Raw genomic sequence first — 23785 nt, forward strand, 5'->3', positions numbered from 1 at the left:
TTTCATTTTTTTTCTATGCTCATTATGCTTGAACTTTGATTACTTTTGTAATCTAAACAAATTATCGTTCATTAGTTGGAATAAATTCAGTTGATTTTTTTTATCCTTAATTCAAATTAAATTTTATTTTCATCTGTATAGAAACTATCGAATACAATGCTTCATATAGAATATTTGCAAAACTCTATAAACCTTCTTTCCAATTTGATGAATCGTCTTCAAATACTTCCTTCTTCCAAATAGGTGCATTCTTTTTTACGGAGTCTATGATGAATTGATTTGCGGTATAAGCCTCCTTTCTATGAGGAGAAGAAGTTATAACAACCACTGCAGACTCAAGGGGCATCACTACCCCTAAGCGATGAATGCAAATTGCGCTATTCAAATTCCATTTCTCAGTCGCTTCTTTTAGTATTCCTTCTATAATTTTTTCTGCTAACTCTGTATGCGACTCGTATTCTAAGTATTTTACTGTCTTTTCTTTGCTATAATCTCTTGTTTCACCGCTAAATAGAACAATAGCTCCCGATTTCGGGTTGTGGTGCTCGCTTAATAATTCTCCTAAGTCGATTGGATCGCGTGTAAGATATTTCAAGATGATCAACCTCCGCTACAAGGTGGAAGTAAATACACTAATGAGTTTTCTATTAAAGAAAATTCTTTTTCTACAATAGAATCATCTACTACAAAGGCTGAAATAGATAAAAGCCTTTCTGATTCAGGAGAAATGCTTAAGATTTTTCTTTCCAAGTCTTCGATTGTAGAAGACTTAGGCATATTGACCACAATCTCTCCTCCCAATAATTCTTTTAGACCCGCAAATGTTTTTACTTTTATATCCAAATCACCCTCCAATTGATTGCATTGAAATAGAACTTCCCGAAAAAATTCTTTCTTTTTTCAATAAAATTGCTTTCTCAAGAGCTATCTTCAGCTCTTTTTCTTCTTTTTGTATTGGGAAATAGGTGTTTTCGCTTAAACAACCGTATATATTTCCTTTATAATCCATTCTTAACCTATCACAATCCGAGCAAAATGGATTTGAATGGTTTGAAATTACTCCAATTTTTATACTCCCTGGAATTTCCCAATAAGTGCAAGTATCTGACTTCTTCCTTCCAAGCTCGATTAAATTGTATTTCTGCTGAATGATTTCTATAATATTTTTTTCTGAAAAATAAAAGTCTTGATGAGAGTAAAAAATACTCCCCATTTTCATAAGCTCTAAATAACGAGTAGTTATATTTCTTTCTTTTGCCCATTCCAGTATAGGCAGGATCTGGGTTTCATTTATACCTTTCATTACTGTACAGTTAATTTTAACCTCTATACCCGCATTTAGTGCAGACTCAATACCTTCTAAAACAGTACCTACCCCTTTAAATCTATTTATTTTTTGGAAAATTTCTTCACTTATCGAATCTAAGGAAACATTAATGCTGTCTAATCCTGAATTTTTTAGACTAGTTGCTGATTTTTTTAGCCTACTTCCATTTGTAGTGAGTGCAATTCTTGGAATATTGAGTTTTTTTAAGCCTAAAATTAGCTCGATTAAGTTTTTGTAAAGACTTGGTTCCCCACCCGTTAGCCGGATCGACTCTAAACCTACAATATCATGAATCCTAGAAATATTTTCTAAAATCTCGTTTACAGGGGTTTGCTTACCTGTGTTTACTAACTTACTTCCACTTGGAGAACAATACGCACAAGAAAAATTGCAGTTTTGTAATAAACTGACTCTTAACTTTTTAAACTGTCGGTTCTTTTTATCTATTATCATAGTAAACCCCTTTGCAATTTAGTCAAGCTACCTTGACCTCGGCTTGGTGTGGAGATTTCTCTCATACCTTTCGTCCTCTTACCATAGCTTTCGCCTTAGATAATTCGGATCGGAGTCGATTTTAAAAAATTTGCCTTAGTGTCCCCCTCCAAGAATCATATTCAATGCGTGAAACGCTCCAGGTAAAATTGCATCCAAACTTTCCTTTGCACCATTGGAGCTACCGGGCAGGGTAACTATTAAAGACTCGCCTGTGATCCCTGCAATAGTTCGAGAAAGCATAGCCCAAGGTGTTCTTTCAAAACCATGGCTTCTCATCGCCTCTGCAATACCCGGAACTTCCTTTTCTAATAAAGGTTTCACTGCTTCTATTGTATTGTCTCTCGGTCCAAGTCCTGTTCCACCTGTTACAAAAATAAAGTGGATTTTTTGATTAACCCATTCTTGAATCTGCTTTTGAATTATTTCTATATCATCGGAGACTATTTTTAAGTCCACTACTTCTACTTTGTATTTATCCATATACTTTTGGATAATTTTACCGGACTTATCTTCTCTTTCTTTTTTAGAAGTTGAATCAGAACAAACGAGTATAGCCGATTTTGAATTTTTTGGGACTTTAAATTTCTTATCTGATTTGCCCCCTTTTTTTTCTAATAGTTTAATTTCTGAAATTTCCATTTCTAAATCAATCGGCTTTAATAAATCATAAATTGTAAGGGCTGTAACCGAAACTGAAGTCAATAACTCCATCTCAATTCCTGTCTTATGTATAGATTTACCTTGAACAAGAATTTGGATAGCTCCCTTGCCATCAGAATAATTTTCTAAAATTTGAAATTCAATCTGTAAAGAGTCTATAAATATAGGGTGGCAGTGGGGTATCAGAAGATGGGTTTGTTTGGATGCAAGTAGTCCCGCAGCTTTAGCCACATTGAATAAATCACCCTTAGGTAAATCGGAGGACTTAACGCGAGTAATAGTTTCTTTAGAGCAAACTACAAGCCCTGAAGCTTTTGCTTCTCTTAAACTAGAATGTTTATCACTTATATCAATCATAGTCGATTTTCTCTCATATAATAAACATTTTTATAGAAGCAATTATTAAAACACAAAATAAAGCACCAAGGATCACTTTATTTTCCATTTTTTTTGCACCGAGTGTCGAGCCGGCTAATCCACCTAAAATAACGCTTAGGGACCAAATCCAAACCGATTCGTTGATTTGTATGCTTTTTGAAAATTGGCCTACAAGTCCTGAAATAGAATTTACCAATATAAATAAGGCAGAAATTCCAGAAGTGTTTTTAATTGTAGCCCACCTGAAAAATATTAATAAAGGAGTTAGAAAAATCCCTCCACCCACTGAGGTAAGCCCAGATAGAAAACCGATTGTAGATCCACTAACCACTCCAACCGGTATAGGGAGTTTTCTTAAGGTATAGTCGCTTTTCAAAAAACCTCTGATTACCATTACAAACGCAGAAAGTAAAAGTACAGCTCCCAGAAAAATTTTCATTTCTTTATTCGGTAATATAACTCTTCCTCCAAGAAATGAAAATGGAACTGAAAAAATTGCAAAAGTTAAAAATACAGATAAAGAAAAACGCTTATTGTAAATATACTGAACAGAAGAAATCGAAGCAACAAGTATATTCATAATCAGGGCAGAGGATCTCATTTCCGGGGGACTAATTTCTGCAATTGCCATTATAGCTAAATACCCTGAAGCTCCTGCATGACCTACTGAACTATATAGCAGCGCTATTACAAAAAATAAAATCGGTAAAATAATACTACTAAACTCCATACAAACTAAGTAGATGAGTTTTTAAATAATTCATGTGTGTCGCCTAACGCACTATTTGTAAAGGTTACGTTGTAAGAATTGTCTGAATTATTTGTTTTAGTTTGGGGAGGGGAGCCTGCACATTCAAACTGACTGTCATAATTTTCCTGATTTTTTGGTTTTAAGTAACTATCTACTCTGATTGGTTGAATTTTCAAATTTTGGATTTCCAATTCTAAAAATAACTCTAAAATCATGGAAATATATCTATAAAATTCTATCTGAGATGTTTCTATTAATTTAAGAGAAAAAATAAATCCCCATCTACCAAGGTGGTCCTGCAAAAATTTTTTTTCTGAGTCTATTACGATTTCGAGATTATCATCATCGTGGGATTCTTTTGCGTATCCTTCCTTCAATGCAAGAAAGCTCATAAACATTAGCTCCATCTTCATTGAATCTGGAGTTCCTTGCTTAGAAGAGGGCTGTAATTTATACGCTTCGTAAAATGCGCTCACATCTCCAAGTATTGTTCCCCTATCTACCGGATAGTAAGAGCCTTCACTCTCCGGGCAATTCATTCCTGATGAAAAAATTCGAAAATACTCTGATTCCAAACTTGGAATCATTTCTTCCGTATAAAAATTTTTTACGTTTTCTAATAAGGGCTTTAGTCTTACATCTGTTAAATCAGATTCTAACAAAGCTTCTGAGATTTCTTGGATTATAGAAACATTTTCTAAATTAGGAAAATCTAAGGAAATAGATAAGAGCCTGTAAAAATCCGATCTATACAGAGATTGGTGTACAGGTGATTCCATTACATTCATTTTCCAGCCTCAATCAAGATTGGTTGCCAGCTCATTAGTATATTTTTTCTTGAGCCTACGTTTCCCTTTCCTCCCTCCCAAATTGCAAAACTAATTCCCGTAACTTTTCCTGATTCTAATTTTAGCTTTTCACTTTTCATCTTCATGGCAAATCCTACTTTCCATGTATTTTTCTCCCAAACCCCCCAAGATTTTAGATCTGTAGTAGGTTGTAATGCAAGAGAGCCAAATCCTTCTGCAATAGCGAGCTGGGAAGGAGTAGTTCTATCGTCGCGAGACGCTTGGTTCTTTGAAAGTAGAGCAGTATTTTGACCGAACTTATCGGTATTTTCTACCCAAGTATTCGGATAAATATCTTTAATTCTTTGAAATCCTTTTTCTACATCTGTTTGCCAAACTGCTTTCCATTGACCGATTGCAACCGGTGAGTTCTTTGATCCCATGAACGGAGAAGTTTTAGTCATCTCTTTTATTGGAAATTGAATAGCACAAGCATCAGTCATTTTTTCTGTTTCAAGACTCGAATCTCTTGTGGAATCACCCCATTCCAACAAAACAAAAATCGTATCATTATTATGAACTGAACGAAATGTTAGGTTGGCAACGGTTGATTCTTTGAGTGTAGGCTGGGTCATCTGCTGTGCAGATAGATTGATTTTTATCGGAGTTACGTCTTTCCAAAAACCGGCAGAAGGTTCAGGCTTTTCAGAATACTTCGTATCTACTTTTATAAATTTCACTGTATATTGTGCTTGCGCAAACAATGAAACTGAAATGAGATTGCATACTATCAGTAAAAATAATTTTTTCATCGAATTCTCCTTTTATAGTACATTATGCCTATATACATTTTCTTTTTTATCAAAATACGGGCGCTCAAAGAATGGCTCTGTAAACGGAACTCTAACTACCTCTTTTCCACTTTCGTTATAGCCAATTGCTTCCTCATTTTCGACTTTATACTTAGTGATTATGTACGGGGTATTTCCAAAAAGTAAAAATGCACCGAGTAACTTTGGATCGGATTTTATGTTTCTGTAAATCTCAACTGCCTTATCACAATTTGGACCAAACATTTGTTTTAAAAAATCTTTTGGAACATGGACAGGTGGAATATAATATACGTTAGGCTCTGTCCCATACTGTGGGTAGAGTGGGAGTGCAGCTTTTTTAATATGTACAATGTAATCAAGGGGGTTATCTTCTTTTGCTTCTTCTGGTTTAGATAACCAACCTTGCATACGAATTTTACCTATACAAGTTTGAACACACCTTGGCTGCTCTCCCCTTTCTAAAAGAGGAAAACAAGCGATACATTTTTCTGAAGTACGAGTAATCATATTATAAAAAGTTTTTTTATAAGGACAGGCCTTTACGCACTCTCTGTAACCGTTACACCTGCTTTGATCGACTAATACTACACCGTCTTCGTCCCTTTTATAAATTGCTTTTCTTGGGCAAGCCGCAAGACACGCAGGGTATGTACAATGATTACAAATTCTTGCAAGATAAAACATCCAGGTTTTATGAATTCCTTGGAAAAAAGCACCTTTTTCTATGCTTTGAGTTATTTCGTCTTCTCCGATATTTGGATGGGCATAATCTTTTTGCTCTGGTAAATAACCTTGTACTCTTTCGCCTTGAGGAGCATTTTCAAAAATTGTTTTTCCTGAGTACTCTTCTCCCTTCCAAGTCTGCTCGCCGAGATTTTTTAACCCATTCACATCCCAAGCAATCGGATAAAATCCGTAAGGCTTAGTCTCTACGTTATTCCAAAACATATTTTCTTGTCCTTGCCCAGAAGTCCAAGTAGTCTTACAAGCAATAGAGCAAGTCTGACATTCAATACATTTGTTTGTATCAAAAATATACGCTACTTGTTTTTTAGGTCTTTTCCCTTCGTAAGGGTATTCCATTTCTCTGGATATTTGCCAATTTTTTACTTTTCCCATTGTATATTCTCCTTCATCCTGTTTCGCCTAACGGATGTATCCACCTTTGATATATTTTAACAATTCAGCACTTTCATAGCTTGGTCTTAGTTTTTGTGCTGCAAGTCTCCATAATCCTTTTCCATCCATGCCTCCATTTTCTGCTTTGGTAATTTTGACAAAAGACTCCCTTGGTGCGCCGGTAGGACAATGAACATCAGGCTCGAAACCTTTTCCGATTTTTTGACCTGCAATATCTTTTCTAACAAGACTGTCTGTCATCCAAGTAGGTTTTAGCCAACCTCTTGTAGCACTCTGGTGAGAACCGCCACGGAACATGGACTGGTAACCCGTGTCTGGACTTTTTGCAAGACCATCTGCCCTTGTTTTTGCACCTTTTATACTACCAAAAGTAGAGCCATACATATTGTGCCACATACGGGTAACTCCTTTAGGAGTTCCGTTGTAGTACCTTGCTCTACACAATAGCCTTGCAACCTCGTACTCTTCTTTTCTGTTTTGCCAACCCATAAACGGCCTGTCGTGTGGGTCTGCATCTATATATATGTAGTCTCCATCTTCAATTCCAAGTGACTTGGCATCTGATGGATTTATATCCATATACGCTTCAGTAACAAAAGGCATTCTTTTGTCTCTTCTGTGCATATCTCCAAAAGGCCCAAACCATACTGCAATTATATCTGTGTCAATTGGAGTAGTGTGGGCTCCGTGTCTGTATTTTGGTGTATGGAATATAAACTTAAAGCCCTGGCTTGTAAGAGGGTGTCTCGTGCCTTCTACACTTCCCCAAGGTTTAACTACGTGGCGAGCTTGTCTGGAATCTGCATCTAACTTACTTGAGCTAACCCCATAGCTTTCGGGAGTTCTGGGTCTGATTGCAGGATTAGGCTTAGATACAATCACATTCGGCTCATAAAAAGTAGAGTCAATTGGTTCTCTGTAAACTGGGATATTTTCCCCACTATCTATAAATTCCTTCTCTCCTCTATAAAATTCCAGCCTACCTGTTTTAGTATAAAAAGGTTTGTTTTCTTTCATCTGCTCATAAGAGCTGAATTTAGGATAAGTTCTAGACATTAAAAGTGCAGGAATTCCTTTTTTAGCCTTAGCTTCTAAATCGTCAAAGTTGTATCCTTTTGTAGCGTTACTTGTATCTAAAATTCTTTGTAAGTAAACTCCTACCTTATTTTTATGTACATACTTCCAATAATCCTCAAACCTATCGTCATTAGTCATTTTTGCAAAAGCTTTTCCAAGACCTGCCGCAACCTCTATGTCCGACCTAGTGTTGTAAATTCTTTCCATTGGAGTTCTAGGGAACACATACAAAAATGGATTCGTTACAGATATTGTCATGTCTGGGTGCTTAAATTCTGCCCAGCTATCAACAGGAAAAACAATATCTGCATATTCACAAGATGCAGTCCACCACCATTCGTTTACCGCTAAAAATTCGGTCTTAGGAAGGGTATTCATCACAACATCGTAGTGTCCTTTTACGTTTCCAATTAAAGAGTTACTGTTCGCTACGTGGATCGCTTTTGTAGGCACAGGAATATGAGTTTTTCCGGTAAGAATTTCATTTCCCATTCTAAGAATTTTATCGCCGTGATTCCAATAGTGAACTGATTCTGCCTTCCAATAACGCTTGATCTTAGATGGTGCTGCTCCGTTGAAATTAATATTGAATGGGTCTTCCATAGTATAATTTCCAAGACCACTCATAAACCCCCATCTATAGTTTCCAGCATAGCTGCCTACGTTACCCCCCATCTGCCCTACGTTTTCAGTCAAGGCAGCTAAAAGAAAAACTGCCCTGTCTTTTAAATCGCTATTAAAAAATTGGTTTGGACCCATACCCATTGCAAATAAAGTTTTGCCTTTGTTGTTTATAATTTCATTTGCAATTGCTTTAATTCCTTCAACAGGAGCCCAAGTGATTTTAGATGTACTTTCCGGGTCGCAATTATCTAAAATATAGTTTTTTAACAATTCAAACACAGGCTTTACTTCGATTTCTTTTCCATCTGCAAGTTTTACCTTGAAACTTCCGTCCAAAGCTGCATCTACTCCAAGTTTTTCAAATTCTTTTCCGTAGTTGTCTCTGGTAGCAACTACTGCTTTTTTGGTTTTTGTATCCCATACTAAAAAGTCTCCCCATTCTTCTCGTAATTCTTCAGATACAATAGGGGATTTTTGCTTTATGGGTGGAGGAAGAGTCTCGTCTTTTTTCAATACTTGTATATAGTTTTGAATAGAAGCATTTTTGTGATTTTTATCTAAATCACTTGCTTTCAACATTTCTAGATTATCCATTCTTACTAAAAACGGAAAGTCCGTATATTTTTTAACATATTCAGGGTTGAATTTTTTTTCTTTAATTATATGGTAGCAAAATCCAAGCGCAAGTGCAGGAGTTGTTCCAGGTCTTACAACTAACGCATAGTCTGCTTTTGAGCATGTTGCGCTATATTCAGCAGCAATCACAGCAACTTTTGCTCCCTTCATCCTTGCTTCTGTAAGCCAATGAGAGTCAGGCATCTTAGTGGTAATCCAGTTCATACCCCAACTGATTATAAAGTTAGAATATTCAGTGTTTACTAAATCGAAGTCATTTGTTTGATGCCCTGTTACCATAGGATGCCCTGGTGGTAAATCTGTGTGCCATGTATAATTATCCCAGCCTGTTGCACCTACTGCTTTATCAGGACCTACATTTCTAATTTTAGAGTCGAGTAATGCAAACATATTTGCAAGTCTGTACTGTGCATGGATTCGAGTGATACCGAGCGCAGGCATACCACCTCTTAGCTTAATTGTTCTAATTCCTGCACCTTTCATTTCTTCTACCATAGCAGGATCATAACCTTGCGAAAGTAGTGCTTTTTTGCCTTCCTCACCCGTGTAAGTCTTTGCGATATTTTCAAGAGCTTTTGCTTCTAAGTCCAAAGCCTCTTCCCAACTTACTTTGACCCAAGAGTCTCTTCCTCTATTTAGGTACTTTGCGGGAACTGCCTTAGTATTCAGATCTCTTTCAAAGTTTGATTTGACCCAGTCCATAAAACCTTTTCTGACCATTGGCTCCTTGCATCTTCTATCTCCATAAACCCTTCGAGCAAGTGCTAATCCCTTTTGACAACACCTTGGATCCCATCTATGAGAGGCCTTATTTCCATAAATGTCAGTTGCCTTTCCAAAACCAAAACTTGGACCTATCCTTACTGTTACTCCATTTTTTACATAAGCGGTCAAAAGACAATTGTGTGTATCGTTTGGGGCGCAAAGGAAATGAAACGTAGAATCATAATCAAATAAATTTCTGTAGTGTTTTTCCCAACCTCTATTCGGGTAGCCTGTCAATGGATTGGCATGGTCTAATGGTTTTAGATAATCGAACATATCTCCCTTATCTTTACACTTTGAAAGGAAAGCAGATGCTCCAAGTAGTGCAGCTCCTTTCAAAAAGCTTGTTCTGGGTAGTTTTGTTTCTTTATTTTTTGATTTAGATTTTGTATTCATCGTGTTCCCCATAATTTATTTTAATATAGTATTATTACTAAATTTTAGTTAAATTTATTTTGAAATTTATTTGCAACGATATTTAGGCAAATTGACCCCTTAGATGAGTATGATAAAAATCACATTTATAATTTGATTGGGCTATAAAGTTGGATCTCCAATTCGGAGGGCTATGATTGAAATAGAGAAGTTGGAAATCTTTTTTTAATTGATTCCCCTTTTTCGGATGAGTTTTTAATATTACACTTTTAGTGTAAATTTGCACTTTTCATGCAAAAATGTGGGAACTCCACCTTTTTTGGGGAATTTCAAGAGATTACGTATTTAATACAGATTAGGGACTTTTTCTGTAAAAACCTAGAAAAATCTTCAGAAAACATAAAAAAACGCAAAAAATTTATTTCTATCACGATATTATTTTACCTTATATCAAAAGGCAGGGTCAGGATAGAGAAAAGAAAACTTTTATATTAGGAGAAAAAAATGAATCCGGAAAAATTTGAGCGAACTCAATCAAGTTTACTCATTCCAGAAAAATATATGGATGAGTTTAATTCGAGGACTGAAACTATTTCGAGAGAGGATTACTTGCATGAGTTATTGGAGAGATACAGGAATGTGTTACTTTGGCGGACTTTTGAAAAGTTAGATTGTGTGAAGACGGTGTATCAGGAAGAAGGGCAAAATCTTCAGAAGAAGAACTTTCGTCCTGAGAATGCAGATTGGATTGAATTGGGAGAATTTGCTCAATGGCTCGGTATTTCCAGAACGGCTCTTTTTACTCTTCTTTTGTTGCTTGACATTGCCGGATGGGACATAATCATCCCTACCAAGTTCTATGACTTTGGAGTTCCACCCAAGGTCAGTTCGATTGCGGTAGGAGTTTACCTCTCCAAGAGAAAAACCATACGATACAATAGGTTGATACGACATAAGGAGGGTGTAGGAAATTTTGTGTAAAATCCTTTTCCGTTTAAATTTCCATTCTCCCTTCAAAATTTATTGCAAACTGATTAATCGCAACATCCAATTGTAATAATAGGCATGGTCCATTTTTTTGATGCATTCTGCGGAGCCAGATACAACAGTTTTTGCCGCATCATCATTGGGAAATGAAGCCAGTTTTGATCACTTTCAAGCATCATATTCAAAGACTCGATTGCATGGTTGTGTAAATTACTTTCTGATTTCTGCCGGATTTGCAAGAAAAGGTTATCTCATTCCATCTGTTTTCCAGGATTTTGAAATCATCAGGATATTTTGAATCCATTTTTTAGAAAATTCCTGAAGTTTTAATTTTGCTTCCTCAACGTTCACTGCACGATAGATTTTTTCGAAGTCGGATGAAAGCTCTTTTCGATTTTTAAAGGAAACATACTTCAGAATTTTCTGACCATATGAACGATACAAAGCTGAGACTGGCATTTGGATAAATAGTTTTAATCGCTTCCGGAAAACCGGTAAGTCCATCAACACAGGCAATCAATATATCCTGCAACCCACGGTTTTTTTGGTTTAGTCAGGATTGGGCCAGAACTTGGATCCTTCATTTTCTTCAATCCAGAACCAAAACCTCTTTTAAAATCGTTCATATTGACGCCGATATGAGCCATATGAACAGCCTTGTTTTTGACCTGACCATAGTCTCTGCAATTTTGACCTCAATGTGCATCAAGATAAATAATCGGATAGATTGAATCAATAGGTCTGGTCTGCCGTTTTTTTACTTCTTGATTACACATATCTGTTATCAGGGAGATCAGATCAGGAGAAACTTCAACCTGATAGATTTCCTGAAGATGAGCCTGGATAATGCGTGTCGTCATTCCTCGCGCATACATAGAAATATTTTATCATCAAATCCATTCCAATGGGTCTGGTTTTCTTGATTATCTTCATTCAAATTGGAATTCCGGTCTCTGGGAACGTCGATTTCCAGGTTTCCAAAATCGCCTTTGATAGTCTTTTTCGAAAAAACCATTTGGGAATTGCCGGCACCATTTTTGCAATGAGAATGTTTTTCATAACCCAATTCAGGGTCAGTTCCTGCTGTATAGCAAATGGACTATAGCTTTGATTAATTGCTTTTCAGAAGACCATTTTCACCGATCAATTCTTCAGGATTTTTGTATTCCTTGATCAACTCTTCAAGGAGCTCGTCTTTTTCTGGATTTTGTTTTTGCCATATTCTTTACCCTCTTTTATTTTCGGAGTAAAAGATATTTACACAAAATTAATTACACCTTCGACATAAGAAGAGAGAAAATTAGAAAAACTAACCAAACACTAAACTAAAACAACGAAGAAAAACCTTTCCTAAGAGAAAAGGCTGGATACCTATATTCTAAATAAAAAAATAACCTCGCATTTTATTGCGAGGTTATTACTCAGAGTAGTTCCTAATTAGGTTTTATAAAAAACTTTTCTATAAGCCTAATAATTGTCAACTATCCTAACTACATCATTCCACCCATACCGCCCATTCCTCCCATGCCACCCATTCCTCCTGGCATTCCACCACCACCCTTGTCAGCTTCGGGTTTTTCGGTGATAGTTACCTCAGTTGTGAGAATCATGGAGCCGATAGATGCCGCGTTTTGCAATGCAGTTCTTACAACTTTTGCAGGATCCACTACACCGGCTTTGATAAGGTCTTCCCAAACCATGGTAAGTGCATTGTACCCAATGTTAGCGTCTTTTCTTCTTGCCTCGTCAACAATTACAGAGCCTTCAAGACCTGCATTGTTAGTGATCATTCGAATAGGCTCTTCGAGTGCTCTAAGGATAATTTTAGAACCGGTTGCTTCATCGCCTTCAAGTTTTAGTCCTTTAACTGCTTCTTGAGCACGAAGTAAAGTTAATCCTCCACCGGCTACAATTCCTTCTTCAACAGCAGAGCGAGTTGCAGATAACGCATCTTCTACTCTTGCTTTTTTTTCTTTCATCTCTACTTCAGTAGCTGCACCTACATGGATTACTGCAACACCACCTGCAAGTTTCGCTAATCTTTCTTGAAGCTTTTCTCTATCGTATTCAGAGGTAGTATCTTCGATTTGTTTTTTGATTTGTCCGATTCTACCTTGAATATCTTTGGAAGAGCCTGCTCCTTCGATGATTGTAGAATTCTCTTTATCAATAACTACTTTCTTAGCTTTACCGAGGGTTTTTATATCTGCATTTTCAAGTTTCATTCCGAGGTCTTCAGAAATAACTTGTCCGCCTGTAAGAATTGCAATATCTTCAAGCATTGCTTTTCTTCTATCGCCAAACCCCGGTGCTTTTACTGCAACACAAGAAATAGTTTTTCTGAGAGTATTTACAACGATCGTTGCAAGTGCCTCACCTTCTACTTCTTCTGCAATTATGAGAAGAGGTCTTCCACTTTGAGCAACTTTTTCGAGTACAGGAAGAAGATCTTTCATAGATGCAATTTTCTTGTCATAGATTAGGATGAATGGGTCATTCAGAGTAGCAGTCATACTTTCTGCATCAGTTACCATATAAGGAGAAACATACCCTCTATCGAATTGCATTCCCTCTACAACGTCTAAGGTAGTTTCGATCGACTTAGCTTCTTCAACGGTAATTACTCCATCTTTTCCGACTTTATCCATTGCATCTGCGATTAAGTTTCCGATCTCTTTATCGTTGTTTGCAGAAATAGATGCTACGTTTGCTATATCTTGCTTTTTATCAATTTTGACCGCTTTTTTCTTGATGTAGTCAACAGCTGATGCAACCGCTTTGTCGATTCCATGCTTGAGCTCCATAGGGTTAGCCCCTGCGGTTACGTTTTTCAAGCCTTCTGTTACGATTGCTTGTGCAAGAATTGTAGCTGTAGTAGTTCCGTCTCCTGCAACATCGTTTGTTTTCGTGGAAACTTCTTTAACCATCTGAGCACCCATATTTTCAATTGGGTCTTCCAACTCTACTTCTTTAGCAACAGTCACTCCGTCTTTAGTGATTGTAGGTGATCCGAATTTTTTATCAATTACCACATTACGTCCTTTTGGACCGAGTGTAACTTTTACTGCATTTGCCAGTTTATTGACCCCAGCCAATAATTTTCTGCGTGCTTCTTCATCGTATTCTAATACTTTAGCCATTATTTCCTCCTATTTGATGACTGCGAGAATGTCGCTTTCACGGATAATGAGATATTCTTTTCCGCTTTGTTTAACTTCTGTTCCGGAATATTTACCATAGAGAACTGTATCTCCAACTTTTACTTCAAGAGGTATTAGTTTTCCGTCCTCGTATTTTCCGCTTCCAATCTCTACAACTTTTCCTTCTTGAGGTTTTTCTTTTGCAGTGTCGGGAACGAAAATACTTCCGATTTTTTCTTCAGATTCAGACTTAGGCTCTACTAATACTCTATCACCTAATGGTTTAATCGCCATAATGAACTCCTTATATTCAATAATTTAGCACTTAAATAAACAGAGTGCTAATCCATAGACACCATTTTTTTTTGAATGGTTCACAAGTCAAGCACTAAAATTATTGGAGTGCTAATTTGATTGTATCAGTTTTAGGGGTATTTCTGCGAAAAAACTCCATTTTTATGTATATTTTTTAGATTTTTTTTTATTCTTCTTAGTTTTAAAATAATGACAAACAGTAAATGGATTATTTTTTCTCTTTATTGACTACAGGAAGGATAAAATTAAAATCAAATAGTATGAGTGAACAATTTGTCCCACCAATTTTTGATGTGCCTACACTTTGGACGGCAGATATGCTGTATCCATTCTTGTTGAAAAGCGTTTTCAATATCACAGATATTCAGGTCTCCGATAAAGACAAAGAAATGCTTCGTTCTCTTAGAAATAATAAATTGATTTATTTTAGCAATCACCCAACCCATGCGGAGCCTGCTATAGCCTTTCGGGTTGCAAATATTATGGGGTCTAGATTCAATTACATGGCTACAAGACACGTTTTTAATTGGGGTTCTGGTGCAATTGGACATTTTATTAAGCGACTTGGTGCTTTTTCTGTACTTGCTGGAGCAAACGATAGAGATTCAATCAAAATGGCTAGATCGATTCTGTCTTCTCAAAAAGGGAAGTTAGTTATTTATCCTGAAGGAATGACGGATGGTGAAAATGATAACCTTTTACCTTTTATGCCGGGTGCGATTCAAATTGGTTTTTGGGGTTATGAAGATGCAAAAAAATTAGATTCGAATACTGATATAATCATCCTTCCCTCTTTTGTAAAATACACAATCAATGGAAGCTCTGAGTGGATTCAAAATGAGCTGTCAAATTCAATTGCCAGAATTGAGAATGCTTTAAGTTTTGATCCCGGAAATAGAAATCTACTTAGGCGTTATCTTGCGATAGGAAAGGTACTTCTAGAAAAAGCTGAAAAAGATTATTCAATCAAAGAAACTTCTTCAAATGATTATGAGTATAGAATTGGTAGAGTGCGTCATGCGATATTGGATAGTGTCGCAAATCGGTATAATATTAAAAATTACGATAAATCAAAAGACGCTATCTCAAAAATTCGTCACCTGTTTACGGTGATTGAATCTATAGAGGCAGGATTTCCAAGTAAAGATTTAGAAGGACTTTCTAAAAGAGAATTAGCCGAGGCAAAAAAAGAAGTCCAAAAAGCTTATGACTTCATTGTAGTCAAACGAGAATATTTATTGTCGTACCCTTCACCGGAAAGATTTTTTGAATGGCTTGTTCGATTTGAAAGTATTGTATTCGGTAAATCTGAAAACAGATCTCGTACTGCAAGAGTCTTATTTGCGAAACCTTTTGGGCTTTCTGAGTATTACAATAAATATAAAGAGAATAAAAAAGCTACAGTAGAAGAGCTTACACTTAGGCTAAGAAACGATTTAGAAAAGTTAATGCGAGAAGGAATTCGGTTTACCTCACCAATTGTACAACCAAATGATGTAGGCAATGATTAAGCAAATTATGAGTTATTTAAAATTTATTTTATTTATTCTTTTTTTAGTGCATTGTAATTCGACTACGCTTCTTACTAAACAAGATTACGCTGTTTCAAAAAATTTAATTTCATCAGGAGAAGTCCTTGCAACTTTAAAATATTTTCCTGAACACAAAGAAAAAGATTTTATTACAACCATGGAAAAAACCTATCTTCAGTTATTGAATGGGATTCCCTCTATTGACGAGCTTATTAAGTATTCCAAAAAAATCGAGACAAGACTAAGGTTTAGTGCAACAAGAGAATTGAAGAGTTTTTTTTATTTAGAAACCCCGGAAGGTTACTATGCTTCTGAGCACGAAGTGATATGGATGCATATACTACTTAGCTGGGGTTACTCACTTAAAAAAGATTTCGAGAAAGCAGCAATAGAAGCAAGAAAAACCGCAAGTCTTTTGAATGGACAATGGAGTGAAGAAGGTAGGTTTGACGACCCCATGCTTAGAATTGTATTAGGTGCTATGTGGGCAATGTGTGGGCATTGGGAGGAGGCAAAGGTTGACTTTAGAGTTGCTTCTAATTTATCTCCAAATCTTCGCTGGGCGAGAGAGCTTTCTGAATTAGATTCTCCACCAACAAAATTAGTTTTAGTGCTTGCAGGAACTGGACCTGAAATTCTCTGGAATCCTAAATTAGACATTAATCCTTTAAGAAGTGCAAGGGGAATTGAGTTTAAGCAAAACGGTAAAAAAAGTGTGCTAAAAATAAAAGACTTTGAAGGCAATGTTTTTAAATCAGGGATTTCCACAGACTCTTCCAATTGGTATAAAAGGCACTTCTTAAGGGAGAATGCAATTCAAGACGCAATCAATGATTCTAAATACGGTCAAAAAATGTTTATAACTGCCTCGATCAGCTCAGCAAAAATCGCAGCCGGAATTACTGTGGGAATAATTACTGGAACTTTGTCCGTTGCGCTTGGTGGCGCACTAATCTATGCAGGTTTACAAATTGGTTCAGACGTTGGAGGAACTATAGCAGGTCTTGGCTTAGCTACAGGAATTGGAGGAGTAAACTGGAGTTACAATTATGCGAAAGACACTACAAATGATGCGCTAAACGAAGCTAAAGAAAATTTGGATAGTTCTAATACTTACAGGTTTGTAAGATTTCTTCCTGAATATGTCTGGATTGGTTGGAGTAAAAAAGAAATCAGCTACCCGATATATGGTATTTCAAAAAAAGAAACTGTATTTTCGATTTTCTCCCCTCTGCAAACTCAAAATGAATCTAACCCGGTTTCGATTACTTTTTTTCCCGACGTGAAGTAGGGGTAATAAATTAATCAAACAAGGCTTTTTATTTTTTTTAATGTCCAATCCGGAATTTCAAACGGAAAAAAATGTGTTGCTTCGTCTATTACTGTAATCGAAGAATTTGGGTTTCCTCTAATTATTTTCTTTGCAGTATTTGGGGGACAGACTTCGTATTTTTTTGGATAGATCAAATGCGTTTCTGTTTTAATTTTTGAAAATTTAAACAATGTAGAAAAATTAGACATGTTGAAAATTTTAGTTTCAATTTCAGGATCACAACAAAGCTCGATATCTGATCCATTCACTCTAAAGCAAGATTTTAGATAATCTTCAAACACTCGGTTATCCCATTTTGAAAAGGCTGGAAATTTCTTGAAAGCCTTTCTTACAAATTCTATACTTTTAAATTTTCGCCTTCTATTTTTAGAAGTTTTTGCAAGCGGCCCTCCAAAAACTTTAACATACAATATTCTATAAAAATCGAGTATTACCGGATCAAGAGCAATTACTTTTGAAAATGAGCTTGGCTTTTTGGACGCAGCGAGTAAAAGAGAGGCACCTCCGAGAGAATGGCCGATTCCAATAACGTTTTCCAAAGACTCATGATTTATCAGTTCTAAAATTTCATCTCTAAAATAGTACCAACTTTCAAAGTTTAAAGAAGGCTCGGATTTTCCGTGTCCCGTAAAATCAAGGGCTATGACCCGAAAGTCTTTCGCTAATTCTTCCAAAATATACAAATAGCATTCAGAGCTGTAACCGTTTGCATGAGTGAGTAGAATTGTTTTTTCAAAATTCCCTTCAAAATCTATGTAGGACAGTGAATGAGAATCAAAAATAAATGATTTGTGCTTCATTTTAGAACTGATTTGCAAAATAAATTAGTTCATTTTTTTTAAAACTCAATTTTTAGCTTACTCAAGAACAAATTTTATAAAAAACCTCTTGCACTTTAATAACGATAGAAAGTAAAATACATTTTTGTATTAAATTCGAGGGAATCAAAATGGATAAAAATCACGAAAAACTCTGGAATCTTTTGGATAGGGAGCAAAATACAGACGCAAGCTCTCTTGAGAAGTCTTTTGCACATCATTTGGAATATACGGTTGGAAGGCACAAGAACAATACCGAAAAGCAGGATATTTACAAGGCGCTTAGTTATACAGTTCGAGATATTATGATTGATCGGCTGAATGAAACTCAACTGAAATACAGGGAAGAGAATCCCAAAAGAGTGTACTATTTATCTCTTGAGTTTTTGATCGGCAGGACTCTTTGTAATTCTCTGATTAATCTCGGATTGTATGACGTTATGCAGAAAGTGATGCATGATTTTGGATATGACCTTACAGAAATCTTGGAGTTTGAACCGGATGCAGGACTTGGGAACGGAGGTCTTGGAAGGTTGGCTGCGTGTTTTTTAGATTCTATGGCTACTTTAAATTTACCCGGTTACGGATATGGGATTCGTTACGAGTACGGAATCTTTAACCAGCACATTCAAAATGGTTATCAAATTGAAAAACCTGATCATTGGCTTGGAAATTTGAATCCTTGGGAAATGGTAAGGCCTGAGGTTCAATTTCCTGTACATTACTATGGTCATGTTGAAACAAGAGTGGATGCGACAGGCGAAATGGTTTCTGTTTGGATTCCCGGTGAAACTGTTCTTGCAGTTGCACACGATTATCCTGTTCCGGGGTACAATACGAATACTGTTAATGATTTGCGGCTTTGGTCTGCACGCTCATCTGAAGAGTTCAACTTAGATTATTTTAATCACGGAGATTATTTGAAAGCAGTTGAGGATAAACAAAAAACCGAAAACATTTCTAAAGTGCTTTACCCTAACGACACTACCCAGCAAGGAAAAATGTTGCGATTGAAGCAGCAATATTTTATGGTAGCATCAAGTCTCCTCGATATAATCAAGAGATATAAAAGAAAGAATACCAATTTTGATAATTTTTCAAAAGAAGTGGCTATTCAGTTGAACGACACCCATCCGAGTATAGCGATTCCAGAGCTTATGAGAATTCTTGTAGATATTGAAAAAATTTACTGGGACACTGCATGGGAAATTGTACAAAATGTTTTTGCTTATACAAATCATACAGTTTTACCGGAGGCTTTAGAAGTATGGAGTGCGAATCTTCTTGGTGAATTGTTGCCGAGACATTTAGAGATTATTTATGTGATCAACCATAGATTTTTAGAAGATATTAGAAAATTAGGAAAGTTTTCCGAAACAGAAATTTCTCAGCTTTCTATAATACAGGAAGGCCCGGAACAAAAAATCAGAATGTCTAATCTTGCAATCATCGGAAGTCATAAAGTAAATGGAGTAGCCGAGCTTCATTCGGAATTATTGAAGACTTTGGTATTCCCGGCTTTTTACAAATTGTCTCCCGATAAATTCAACAACAAGACAAACGGAATTACTCAAAGGCGTTGGTTGATACAGTCCAATCCTTTGCTTTCTGAGTTGATTCATTCTAAAATAGGTGGTAATTTTGCGACCGACTTATACGCTTTAAAAGAATTAGAAAAATATTCTGAAGATAATAATTTTAAAAAAGCATGGCGTGAAGTAAAATTAGAAAACAAGAAACGCTTAGCTCAGATTATTTTGGCAGATACAGGAATAGAGGTGGATATTCACTCTATGTTTGACGTACAAGTAAAAAGATTCCACGAGTATAAACGCCAACTATTAAACGTGCTTGGAGTTATAGGTGAATTTATTAAGATCAAAGAAAATCCAAGAGCAGAGGTTGTGCCTCGAACAATTATTTTTGGAGGAAAGGCAGCTCCGGGGTATTATATGGCAAAGCTAATCATCAAGTTTATTACTTCTATTGCAGAAGTGATTAATAATGACCCTGATGTAAATGGTAGAATCAAAGTGGTGTTTTTGCCAAACTATAGAGTGTCGCTTGCCGAAAAAATTTTTCCTGCATCTGATCTCTCAGAGCAAATTTCGACAGCAGGAACAGAGGCAAGCGGGACAGGAAACATGAAATTTGCATTAAACGGAGCCTTGACTATTGGGACGTTAGACGGAGCAAATATTGAAATCATGGAAGAAGTGGGAGAGGAGAATATCTATATCTTTGGTTTAAAAACCTCAGAGGTGCTTGAAATTAAAAAGAAAGGATACAATCCCCAAGATTATGTTAAAAGCAACCACGAGATAAAAAAAATCTTCACTCTAATCAGAGAAAATTTCTTTTCTAAAAATCAAGTCGATTTGTTTAAGCCGCTTCACGACAATTTGTATTATACGGATACTTATTTACTTCTTGCTGATTATCAGATGTATTTTGATTGCCAGAGAAAAATTGATGAAGATTTTAAGAAAGAAGATATTTGGGTGAAGAAATCTATTATGAATGTTGCGAGAATGGGAAAATTTTCTACAGATAGAACGATTCAAGAGTATGCAAAGGATATATGGAATATTCATCCGGTTCAGGTAAAAAAACCAAACACACTTTTCTCATTCAAAAACACTAAGCAGGGTAAATAGGGATTTTTGATTAGTTTTAAAAAAGATGAGAAGATATTACAAAAAAATCTTTCTTGTTTAGACGATGAAATACGAGAAAAAATACAAAACTCTCCGGATATAGGAGAGTTGATTCCGTCTAAGTCCGGTGAATGGAACTTAGTGATAGACAAAGTATTTTTTCACAGCAGATACAATCCTTCTACTGAAGCATCAAGACTTATATCAAATTTTATAGATGAAAAAGAAGAGCGAATACTCATCTTTTTTGGAGCTGGACTTGGTTATATGGTTCAGCAAACTATTTTGAATCCGTATCTAAAAATATTTTGGTTAGAAGCATTTCCTGGGATAATGAAAATTGCTCTGTCTCTTGAAGACTATTCCGAAGCAATTCAAAACAACCGCTTAGTCATTCTTGTCAAACCTCTAAAAGAAGATATTTTATTTTCATCGTTCAAAGGACTTTCGAGTCTTCCGGTGAATTTTATTCCCCACAGGGAAAGTTTTTTGTGGAAAGAATCCGAATACATAGAGTTTAAATATATCTGTGAGTCTTTTTTTAAAAAGAAAGATGTAAATATTGCTACTTTAAGTAGGTTTGAAAAAATTTGGACTCGAAACATTCTGCAAAACTTACCCGATATATTGAACCTTTCTCCCGTATCTAAAATTTTTAATATTTCGCCTAACGTACCAATTGTGATAGCCGGAGCTGGTCCAAGTTTATTTTATGACCTCGATAATTTAAAAAAATATCGAGACGAATTTTTACTAATTTCGGTAGATACCGCGCTCCATATTTTAGAGAGTTCAGGAATACACCCTGATTTGATTTATTCTGTAGACCCTCAAGCGATGAATACTTCTTATTTAGAAGATTATACCGGAGACGGAAAAATTGTTTTTGATCCAACTTCCAGTTATCACACTCTTCGTTTGTCTGAAAACTTAAAACAGGGATTTTTCACCTCTTCTCCTTTTCCTCTTACGAAAATGATTTCAGATGTTTTTAATGAGGAAATAGGAGATGTTCCTTTTGGAGGCTCGGTTTCAACTAACGCAATTGGTCTCGCAGAATTAATGAAAGGCTCTCCTGTGTATTTAGTCGGGCAGGATTTAGCATTTACGGATGGGTATGCACACTGCAAAGGTGCAGTATTAGAAGAACGATTAAATTTTTTAGAAAGCAGATTTTTTAGGCGAGAAAAACACAATTTTAGGCAAATTCATGCACTTGCCAAAAAAAAAGTTACAGGCTATAATGGGAAAACTTACACAACCAATGATAAAATGTTAATCTTTAAGAAATGGTTTGAAGATTCTTCAAAAGAAAAAAACTGGATCAACCTTACATCTTTTGGTGCAAAATTAGAAGGAATCCCACAGAAAAAGTTTCAGGATTGTTTTGAAATTGGAAAAAATTCTAAACAAATTCAAATACTGCGAGAAAAAATTAAATTACTTGCTGGAAGAGGAAAAGAGTGTTATACTATTCTCGATTTACAAAAAAAAATAGAATCCATCGTTTCCAATCTTTCTGATTTTGAAAAACTATTAATTCAAGGGAATAATTTAAGCAATACAATTTACAAGTCTATTGAAAATGGAGATACTCTTCCTTCAAAAATTCAATCTGCATTAAGTGAGATGGAAAAAATAGATGAGGCAGTTTCTTCTAAGAAAAATTTGAATGAGATTATTGGAACAGCAATTCAAAGAATCATTCTAATGATTACAGAAGATTACGAGGTCAGTTTGAGTCTGAAAGAGAAAAAAAATCCTCACTTGCAAATTGCAAAGAAAAGCATTCTTTTATACGAAGGGTTGTTGGAAGGATGCAGGTTGACAAAGATTCAACTGAAAAAAGTTCTTTATCGAGTTGAAAATTACAAAAATTTTTAGCATAGTAGAATTTTATGTTATGAGAAAAAATACTCAATTTATATAGGCTTACGTACAAAAAGTCTTATTTGGAAAAATATACGACTAAATACACAGGAAAACGCTATTTCCTATCGGTACAAAACCTGTTTTAGGGTTTTTGCGGTAGTGTCACATATTTTTGAAATCTATAGACAAAAATTCCGATCCATTCTTTAATTGCAATTGACGTGGTGCCTAACGCACTAATAGTCGGGATCACAGTTTCCCAATTCAACACAGGTAGAAGAGATTTATAATCGGTAGGAAAGGTTTCCACTTCAAAGCCTACCTTTTTAAATAGAGCCTCACTTCTTTTTAAGTGGAAGGCAGATGTAACTAAGATAATTTTGTTAATTTTCTTTTCTTGTAAAATTTGAAAAGTGTATAAAGCGTTTTCGATAGTGTTTCTGGATTTTTCTTCGGTGAGAATAAACTTTTCATCTACCCCGATAGATATTAAAAATTTCTTAGCAAGTTCAGCCTCTGATTTTCCTTGAAAAAATAAAATTCCAGAGCCACCGGTTATAAGTATGTATTTTGCTTTTTTAGCCTTCCAGAGTAGAGCCGATTCGGTTAATCTTTCTACTGACTCTCCTAATTCAATTTTGCTTTGATGCTTTACTAATATATTTATCATTCCACCGAGCACCACTATTGCTTCTGCAGGATGAATGGATTGTATTTCTTTAGGGGGATAGTCGTCTTCGAGGGTTTCGATCAAATACTGGCTAACAGAAAAAGTGGATGCACTCCATAAAATTAAAATAGGAAAAATTGAAAGTAATTTGTTTCTAAATCCTCGAATCAGAAAAATTGATATGAATACGCTAATCAGTATAATTGCAGGTAAAGGAAAAATAAAAATAGACAATACTTTGGAAAAGAAAAAAAAATAATCGCTCATACTATTCTTATTAAAACTCTAAAGTGAATTTGCTATAATCTTTTTCAAAAGGATTCATTTACAAAAAAATAAACGCCTTTGTGTTCATCAAAAGCGTCTAATAATATTAGTCTTGCTCTACGATTTCAGCAACAGGTGCATTTTTTTTAACAGACTCTATTCCGTTAAGACACGCCTTTTTAGAAGAATAACCTTCTCCAACTGCGATGACTTCTCCATTTCCAGCTTTTAATCTAAATCTGTATTCTCCTGCTTTGTCTTTATATACTTCAAATTTTGCCGACATAATTTCTCCTTTCTAATAATAAAAAATTGATTAGAAAAAGTATCAACCAAAAAAGATAA

19 protein-coding genes and 1 pseudogene are annotated in these 23785 nt (G+C 35.6%); 5 read left to right on the forward strand and 15 right to left on the reverse strand.

Annotated features, from left to right (window positions below):
* Window positions 1-184: 184 nt before the first annotated feature.
* The 9 genes from HS129_12610 to HS129_12650 all read right to left on the reverse strand — a co-directional run bounded on the left by HS129_12610 (window position 185) and on the right by HS129_12650 (window position 9870).
* Complete coding sequence (locus tag HS129_12610) at window positions 185-604, reverse strand: molybdenum cofactor biosynthesis protein MoaE (GenBank protein MBE7412878.1); 420 nt, start codon at window positions 602-604, stop codon at window positions 185-187.
* Window positions 601-843, reverse strand: a complete 243-nt coding sequence (locus tag HS129_12615) for a MoaD/ThiS family protein (GenBank protein ID MBE7412879.1) — start codon at window positions 841-843, stop codon at window positions 601-603. Before HS129_12615 ends, HS129_12610 begins: the two co-directional genes overlap by 4 nt.
* 1 nt (window position 844) lies before the next feature.
* On the reverse strand, window positions 845-1780 hold the full coding sequence (locus HS129_12620) for a radical SAM protein (protein ID MBE7412880.1): 936 nt from the start codon (window positions 1778-1780) through the stop codon (window positions 845-847).
* Window positions 1781-1915: 135 nt separating this feature from the next.
* Entirely contained in the window at window positions 1916-2839 is a 924-nt protein-coding gene (locus HS129_12625; GenBank protein ID MBE7412881.1) for a bifunctional molybdenum cofactor biosynthesis protein MoaC/MoaB, read from the reverse strand.
* A gap of 13 nt (window positions 2840-2852) precedes the next feature.
* Window positions 2853-3590 (reverse strand): sulfite exporter TauE/SafE family protein, encoded by a 738-nt coding sequence (locus tag HS129_12630; protein MBE7412882.1) that lies wholly within the window; start codon window positions 3588-3590, stop codon window positions 2853-2855.
* A gap of 5 nt (window positions 3591-3595) precedes the next feature.
* Window positions 3596-4390, reverse strand: coding sequence for a molecular chaperone TorD family protein (locus HS129_12635; GenBank protein ID MBE7412883.1), 795 nt, complete (start codon window positions 4388-4390; stop codon window positions 3596-3598).
* 5 nt (window positions 4391-4395) lie between these two features.
* Window positions 4396-5211, reverse strand: a complete 816-nt coding sequence (locus tag HS129_12640; protein ID MBE7412884.1) for a hypothetical protein — start codon at window positions 5209-5211, stop codon at window positions 4396-4398.
* 12 nt (window positions 5212-5223) lie between these two features.
* Window positions 5224-6351 carry a dehydrogenase gene (locus HS129_12645; protein MBE7412885.1) on the reverse strand — a complete coding sequence of 376 codons (1128 nt, stop codon included), beginning with the start codon at window positions 6349-6351 and terminating at the stop codon, window positions 5224-5226.
* Between the two features lie 27 nt (window positions 6352-6378).
* Complete coding sequence (locus HS129_12650; protein MBE7412886.1) at window positions 6379-9870, reverse strand: molybdopterin-dependent oxidoreductase; 3492 nt, start codon at window positions 9868-9870, stop codon at window positions 6379-6381.
* Window positions 9871-10353: 483 nt separating this feature from the next.
* On the opposite strand from HS129_12650, the gene HS129_12655 reads away from it, so the two are divergent.
* Entirely contained in the window at window positions 10354-10830 is a 477-nt protein-coding gene (locus tag HS129_12655; protein MBE7412887.1) for a DUF1564 family protein, read from the forward strand.
* Window positions 10831-10843: 13 nt separating this feature from the next.
* Here the strand turns inward: HS129_12655 and HS129_12660 are convergent.
* From HS129_12660 to groES, 3 genes and pseudogenes are all read right to left on the reverse strand, one after another.
* Window positions 10844-12058 (reverse strand): annotated as a pseudogene (locus tag HS129_12660) (IS256 family transposase).
* A gap of 268 nt (window positions 12059-12326) precedes the next feature.
* The gene (groL, locus tag HS129_12665; GenBank protein ID MBE7412888.1) at window positions 12327-13976 is read right to left on the reverse strand and encodes a chaperonin GroEL; all 1650 of its coding nucleotides are present in this window, start codon (window positions 13974-13976) and stop codon (window positions 12327-12329) included.
* A gap of 9 nt (window positions 13977-13985) precedes the next feature.
* Window positions 13986-14273 carry a co-chaperone GroES gene (gene groES, locus HS129_12670; protein MBE7412889.1) on the reverse strand — a complete coding sequence of 96 codons (288 nt, stop codon included), beginning with the start codon at window positions 14271-14273 and terminating at the stop codon, window positions 13986-13988.
* A gap of 221 nt (window positions 14274-14494) precedes the next feature.
* Between groES and HS129_12675 the strand changes: the two genes are divergently transcribed.
* Both HS129_12675 and HS129_12680 read left to right on the forward strand, forming a co-directional pair.
* Window positions 14495-15802, forward strand: a complete 1308-nt coding sequence (locus HS129_12675; GenBank protein ID MBE7412890.1) for a 1-acyl-sn-glycerol-3-phosphate acyltransferase — start codon at window positions 14495-14497, stop codon at window positions 15800-15802.
* Window positions 15803-15809: 7 nt separating this feature from the next.
* Window positions 15810-17114 (forward strand): hypothetical protein, encoded by a 1305-nt coding sequence (locus HS129_12680; protein ID MBE7412891.1) that lies wholly within the window; start codon window positions 15810-15812, stop codon window positions 17112-17114.
* Between the two features lie 14 nt (window positions 17115-17128).
* Here the strand turns inward: HS129_12680 and HS129_12685 are convergent, their stop codons facing one another.
* Complete coding sequence (locus tag HS129_12685; GenBank protein MBE7412892.1) at window positions 17129-17956, reverse strand: alpha/beta hydrolase; 828 nt, start codon at window positions 17954-17956, stop codon at window positions 17129-17131.
* A 149-nt stretch (window positions 17957-18105) separates the two neighbouring features.
* On the opposite strand from HS129_12685, the gene HS129_12690 reads away from it, so the two are divergent.
* Both HS129_12690 and HS129_12695 read left to right on the forward strand, forming a co-directional pair.
* A complete protein-coding gene (locus tag HS129_12690; GenBank protein ID MBE7412893.1) occupies window positions 18106-20631 on the forward strand; it encodes a glycogen/starch/alpha-glucan phosphorylase in 2526 nt (841 codons plus the stop codon).
* A 6-nt stretch (window positions 20632-20637) separates the two neighbouring features.
* Window positions 20638-22515 carry a motility associated factor glycosyltransferase family protein gene (locus HS129_12695; protein ID MBE7412894.1) on the forward strand — a complete coding sequence of 626 codons (1878 nt, stop codon included), beginning with the start codon at window positions 20638-20640 and terminating at the stop codon, window positions 22513-22515.
* A 130-nt stretch (window positions 22516-22645) separates the two neighbouring features.
* On the opposite strand, the gene HS129_12700 is transcribed toward HS129_12695, so the two are convergent.
* Both HS129_12700 and HS129_12705 read right to left on the reverse strand, forming a co-directional pair.
* Window positions 22646-23440 carry a YdcF family protein gene (locus tag HS129_12700; protein ID MBE7412895.1) on the reverse strand — a complete coding sequence of 265 codons (795 nt, stop codon included), beginning with the start codon at window positions 23438-23440 and terminating at the stop codon, window positions 22646-22648.
* Between the two features lie 106 nt (window positions 23441-23546).
* Entirely contained in the window at window positions 23547-23726 is a 180-nt protein-coding gene (locus HS129_12705; protein ID MBE7412896.1) for a YegP family protein, read from the reverse strand.
* Between the last annotated feature and the right edge of the window lie 59 nt (window positions 23727-23785).

This window comes from Leptospiraceae bacterium (genome assembly GCA_015075105.1).
GTDB lineage: Bacteria > Spirochaetota > Leptospiria > Leptospirales > Leptospiraceae > JABWCC01.

Coding starts and splice junctions, on each gene's coding strand:
- HS129_12620 (MBE7412880.1), bottom strand. CDS start 1,780: ATGATAATAGATAAAAAGAACCGACAGTTTAAAAAGTTAAGAGTCAGT.
- HS129_12625 (MBE7412881.1), bottom strand. CDS start 2,839: ATGATTGATATAAGTGATAAACATTCTAGTTTAAGAGAAGCAAAAGCT.
- HS129_12630 (MBE7412882.1), bottom strand. CDS start 3,590: ATGGAGTTTAGTAGTATTATTTTACCGATTTTATTTTTTGTAATAGCG.
- HS129_12635 (MBE7412883.1), bottom strand. CDS start 4,390: ATGGAATCACCTGTACACCAATCTCTGTATAGATCGGATTTTTACAGG.
- HS129_12640 (MBE7412884.1), bottom strand. CDS start 5,211: ATGAAAAAATTATTTTTACTGATAGTATGCAATCTCATTTCAGTTTCA.
- HS129_12645 (MBE7412885.1), bottom strand. CDS start 6,351: ATGGGAAAAGTAAAAAATTGGCAAATATCCAGAGAAATGGAATACCCT.
- HS129_12650 (MBE7412886.1), bottom strand. CDS start 9,870: ATGAATACAAAATCTAAATCAAAAAATAAAGAAACAAAACTACCCAGA.
- HS129_12655 (MBE7412887.1), top strand. CDS start 10,354: ATGAATCCGGAAAAATTTGAGCGAACTCAATCAAGTTTACTCATTCCA.
- groL (MBE7412888.1), bottom strand. CDS start 13,976: ATGGCTAAAGTATTAGAATACGATGAAGAAGCACGCAGAAAATTATTG.
- HS129_12675 (MBE7412890.1), top strand. CDS start 14,495: ATGGATTATTTTTTCTCTTTATTGACTACAGGAAGGATAAAATTAAAA.
- HS129_12680 (MBE7412891.1), top strand. CDS start 15,810: ATGAGTTATTTAAAATTTATTTTATTTATTCTTTTTTTAGTGCATTGT.
- HS129_12685 (MBE7412892.1), bottom strand. CDS start 17,956: ATGAAGCACAAATCATTTATTTTTGATTCTCATTCACTGTCCTACATA.
- HS129_12690 (MBE7412893.1), top strand. CDS start 18,106: ATGGATAAAAATCACGAAAAACTCTGGAATCTTTTGGATAGGGAGCAA.
- HS129_12700 (MBE7412895.1), bottom strand. CDS start 23,440: ATGAGCGATTATTTTTTTTTCTTTTCCAAAGTATTGTCTATTTTTATT.
- HS129_12705 (MBE7412896.1), bottom strand. CDS start 23,726: ATGTCGGCAAAATTTGAAGTATATAAAGACAAAGCAGGAGAATACAGA.